1 protein-coding gene is annotated in these 5,059 nt (G+C 76.5%); it reads left to right on the forward strand.

Annotated elements, in window-relative coordinates:
* The first annotated feature begins 290 nt into the window (after positions 1–290).
* Positions 291–5,003 carry an ATP-dependent helicase gene (locus ACFRQN_RS12470; RefSeq protein ID WP_380740151.1) on the forward strand — a complete coding sequence of 1,571 codons (4,713 nt, stop codon included), beginning with the start codon at positions 291–293 and terminating at the stop codon, positions 5,001–5,003.
* The last annotated feature ends 56 nt before the right edge of the window (positions 5,004–5,059 follow it).

Here is a 5,059-nt window from a genome sequence, read left to right on the forward strand (position 1 = left end):
TTTATAAACACTCTCTGTTGGGGGGGCTGTTTCTTTTTTTTAAACCCCCCCGCCACCCCCCGCGGGGCGGGGGGGGGCCCGCGCCCCCGCGGGGGGGGGGGGGCCCCCCCCGACGGGTGCGCCTGCGCCATCGCACGGTCTCCGCTCGTCGGTCCGGTGGGTCACGGGTGGATCACCCATCCGATTCCTCACCATATGAGCGGATTGTGGTTTCTGCTCCCCGGCTTGCACCCCTCCTCCGAACCTCCCGCCCGCCCCCGCTTGTCGGTCCCACCCGGCACCATGGGGGCATGGCGCCCCAGCACCCGACCCCGTCCGCCGACGACCCCCTGGCCGGCTTCGCCCCGGCCACCCGGGCCTGGTTCACCGGTGCCTTCTCCGCCCCCACGGCCGCGCAGGCCGAGGCCTGGCAGGCCATCCAGCGGGGGACGGACGTCCTGGTGGTCGCCCCCACCGGCTCCGGCAAGACGCTGGCCGCCTTCCTCTCCGCCCTCGACCGGCTCAGCAGCACCCCTCCCCCCGCCGAGCCGAGGCACCGCTGCCGGGTCCTGTACGTCTCACCGCTCAAGGCCCTCGCGGTGGACGTCGAACGGAACCTGCGCGCCCCCCTGGCCGGCCTGCGCCAGGCCGCCGTCCGACTCGGCCTGCCCGAGCCCGAGGTCCAGGTCGCCATCCGCTCCGGCGACACCCCGGCCGCCGACCGCCGCCGCTTCGCGACCCATCCGCCGGACATCCTGATCACCACCCCCGAGTCGCTGTTCCTGCTGCTCACCTCCGCCTCCCGGGAGGCCCTGCGCGGTGTGGACACGGTGATCCTGGACGAGGTGCACGCGGTCGCCGGCACCAAGCGCGGCGCGCACCTCGCGCTCAGCCTGGAACGGCTGGACGAACTGCTGGACCGCCCGGCCCGCCGGATCGGCCTGTCCGCGACGGTCCGCCCGGTCGAGGAGGTGGCCCGCTTCCTGAGCCCGCGGCGCGGCGCCGCCGTGGTCCAGCCCGCCGCTGCCAAGGAGTTCGACCTCTCGGTGGTCGTCCCCGTCCCCGACCTGGACGACCTGCCCGCCGCCCCGGCCACCGGCGGCGCCGCCGGCACCGACCCGCAGCGGCAGGCGTCGATCTGGCCGCACGTCGAGGAGCGGATCGTCGACCTGGTCGAGGCGCACCGCTCGACCATCGTCTTCGCCAACTCCCGCCGGCTGGCCGAGCGGCTGTGCAACCGGCTGAACGAGATCGCCTACGAGCGCGCCACCGGCACCGCCGTCCCCGAGGCGCACGCCCCGGCCGAGCTGATGGGCGGCTCGGGCGCGGCCAAGGGCGCGCCCCCGGTCATCGCCCGGGCCCACCACGGCTCCGTCTCCAAGGAGCAACGGTCGCTCGTCGAGGAGGAGTTGAAGGCCGGCCGGCTGCCCGCCGTGGTCGCCACCTCCAGCCTGGAGCTGGGCATCGACATGGGCGCCGTCGAACTGGTCGTCCAGGTCGAGTCCCCGCCCTCGGTCGCCTCCGGCCTACAGCGGGTCGGCCGGGCCGGCCACCAGGTCGGCGCCGTCTCCACCGGCGTCTTCTTCCCCAAGTACCGGGGGGACCTCGTCCAGTCCGCCGTGGTCACCGAGCGGATGCGGGCCGGCCGGATCGAGGCGCTGCGCATCCCGCGCAACCCGCTGGACGTGCTCGCCCAGCAGCTGGTCGCGATGACGGCCCTGGACACCTGGCCGGTGGACGACCTGCTCGCCGTGGTCCGCCGCGCCGCGCCCTTCGCGACCCTCCCGCAGTCCGCCTTCGACGCCGTGCTCGACATGCTGGCCGGCCGCTACCCCTCGGACGCCTTCGCCGAGCTGCGCCCCCGCCTGGTGTGGGACCGGGTGGCCGGCACCGTGACCGGCCGCCCCGGCGCCCAGCGACTGGCCGTCACCTCCGGCGGCACCATCCCCGACCGCGGCCTGTTCGGCGTCTTCATCGCGGGCTCGGACCCCGAGAAGAAGGGTGGTGGTGGGCGACGGGTGGGCGAGCTCGACGAGGAGATGGTCTACGAGTCCCGCGTCGGCGACGTGTTCACCCTCGGCACCACCTCCTGGCGGATCGAGGAGATCACCCACGACAAGGTGCTGGTCACCCCCGCCCCCGGCGTCCCCGGCCGGCTCCCGTTCTGGAAGGGCGACACGCTCGGCCGCCCGCTCGAACTCGGCCGCGCCCTCGGCGCCTTCACCCGCGAACTGGGCGCCCTGCCGCCCGAGGCCGCCACCGAGCGCCTCAAGCGGGCCGGCCTGGACGACTGGGCGGCGGCCAACCTGCTGGACTACCTGGCCGAGCAGCGCGCCGCCTGCGGCCACCTCCCCGACGACCGCACCATCGTGGTCGAACGCTTCCGGGACGAGCTCGGCGACTGGCGGATCGTCGTCCACTCCCCCTTCGGCGCCCAGGTCCACGCCCCCTGGGCGCTCGCCCTCGGCGCCCGGCTGCGCGAGCAGCACGGCCTGGACCCGCAGGTCATGCACGCCGACGACGGCATCGTGCTGCGCCTGCCCGACGCCGACCTGCTGAGCCTCGACTTCGACTTCAGCAGCCCCTCGGCCCGGTCCGGCCAGGACGAGGCCCCGGTCGGCGCCGACGCCACCCTGTTCGACCCAAGCGAGATCGAGCAGCTGGTCACCGACCAGGTCGGTGGCTCCGCCCTGTTCGCCTCCCGCTTCCGGGAGTGCGCCGGCCGCGCCCTGCTGCTCCCCCGCCGCAGCCCCGGCCGCCGCACCCCGCTCTGGCAGCAGCGCCAGCGCGCCGCCCAACTGCTCGAAGTCGCCTCCGAGTACGGCTCGTTCCCGATCGTCCTGGAGGCCGTCCGGGAGTGCCTGCAGGACGTCTTCGACGTCCCCGGCCTGGTCGAGCTGATGGGCGATCTGGAGTCCCGCGCCGTCCGCCTGGTCGAGGTCACCACCCCCGAGCCCTCGCCCTTCGCCCGCTCGCTGCTGTTCGGCTACGTCGCCCAGTTCCTCTACGAGGGCGACTCCCCGCTCGCCGAGCGCCGCGCCGCCGCCCTCTCGCTCGACTCCCGGCTGCTGTCCGAACTCCTCGGCCAGGCCGAGCTGAGCGAGCTGCTCGACCCGCGGGTGCTCGCCGAACTGGAGGCCGAGCTCCAACGCCTCGTCCCCGAGCGCCGGATCAAGGACGCCGAGGGCGTCGCCGACGCCCTGCGCCTGCTCGGCCCGCTCTCCGAGGCCGAGTTGACCGTCCGCGGCGCCGAGCCGCTCTGGGCCCTGGAGCTGGAGGCCGCCCGCCGGGTGATCCAGGTCCGGATCGCCGGCGAGCGCCGCTGGGCCGCGATCGAGGACGCCGGACGGCTGCGCGACGCACTGGGCACCCCGCTGCCGGTCGGCGTCCCGGAGGCCTTCACCGAGCCGGTCAAGGACCCGCTGGGCGATCTGATCGCCCGCCACGCCCGCACCCACGGCCCGTTCACCGCCGCCGAGGCCGCCGCCCGCTACAGCCTCGGCACCGCCGTGGTCACCGGCACCCTGCACCGCCTGACCGCCGCCGGCCGCCTGGTCCAGGGCCACTTCAGGCCCGCCGGGAGCCAGACCGACCCCGAGTGGCACACCGCCCCCGAGTGGTGCGACGCCGAGGTGCTGCGCCGGCTGCGCCGCCGCTCGCTCGCCGCCCTGCGCCACGAGGTCGAGCCGGTCCCGCCGCGCGCCCTGGCCGCCTTCCTGCCGCAGTGGCAGCACCTGGCCGGCCACCGGCTGCGCGGCCCGGACGGCCTGTTGCGGGTGGTCGAGCAGCTCCAGGGCACCGCTCTGCCCGCCTCCGCGCTGGAGAAGCTGATCCTCCCGGCCCGGCTCACCGACTACTCCCCCGGCCTGCTGGACGAGCTGATGGCGGCCGGCGAGATCGGCTGGTGCGGGGCCGGCGCCCTGCCCGGCAAGGACGGCTGGCTCAGCCTGCACCTCACCGAGAACGCCCACCTGCTGCGCCCCGAGCCCGTCCCGCCCGCGCTCACCCCGGTGCACAGCGCGCTGCTGTCCGCGCTGGCCGGCGGCTACGGCCTGTTCTTCCGCCAACTCGTCCAGCAGCTCCCGGAGGAGACCGCCGAGCCGGAGGTCGTCGAGGCGCTCTGGGACCTGGTCTGGGCCGGTTTCGTCACCAACGACACCCTCGCCCCGCTGCGCGCCCTGCTCGGCTCCGGCCGGACGGCGGGCGCCACCGCCCACCGCGCGCCCCGGTCCACCCCGCGCGGCCGCTACGGCGGGGCCGGCCGCGCCCTCGGCCGGGTCGGCGGCGCCCTGCGCAGCGGCCCGCCGACGGTGGCCGGCCGCTGGTCGCTGCTGCCCGCCCTCGCCGCCGACCCGACGGTCCGGGCCACCGCCCAGGCACAGAACCTGCTGGACCGCCACGGCCTGCTCACCCGGGGCGCGGTGGCGGCCGAACGGATGCCCGGCGGCTTCGCCGGGGTCTACCGGGTGCTCGCCGCGATGGAGGAGCGCGGCCGGGCCCGCCGGGGCTACTTCGTCGAGGGCCTGGGCGGCGCCCAGTTCGCCATGGAGGGCGCGGCCGACCGGCTGCGCTCGGTGAACGGCCGGTTGGAGCGGGCCCGGGCGGCCGAGTGGCCGGCCGCCCCGGCGGGCGAGCCGCCGCAGACGCTGGTGCTGGCCGCCGCCGATCCGGCCAACGCCTACGGCGCGGCCCTGCCCTGGCCCGACCCGCCCGCGGCCCCCGACGGCAAGGAGCCCACCGCCCACCGCCCGGGCCGCAAGGCGGGCGCCCTGGTGGTCCTGGTGGACGGCGAGCCGGCGCTGTACGTCGAGCGCGGCGGCAAGTCCCTGCTGGCCTGGCCGGAGGACGAGGCCACCCGGGCGCTGGCGGCCGGGGCGCTCGCGGCCGCCGTCCGGGAGGGCGCGCTCGGCAGCGTCACGGTCGAACGGGCCAACGGCGAGCCCGCCCTGGGCTCGGCCCTCGGCCGCGCGCTGGAGGAGGCGGGCTTCCACGCCACCCCGCGCGGCCTGCGCCTGCGCCCCTGATCCACGGCCACGGAACCAGGGCCGGAAGACACCGGAGGCCGCGGGGTCGTCGACCC

The organism is Kitasatospora sp. NPDC056800, assembly GCF_042789775.1.
In the GTDB taxonomy this organism is placed as follows: domain Bacteria; phylum Actinomycetota; class Actinomycetes; order Streptomycetales; family Streptomycetaceae; genus Kitasatospora.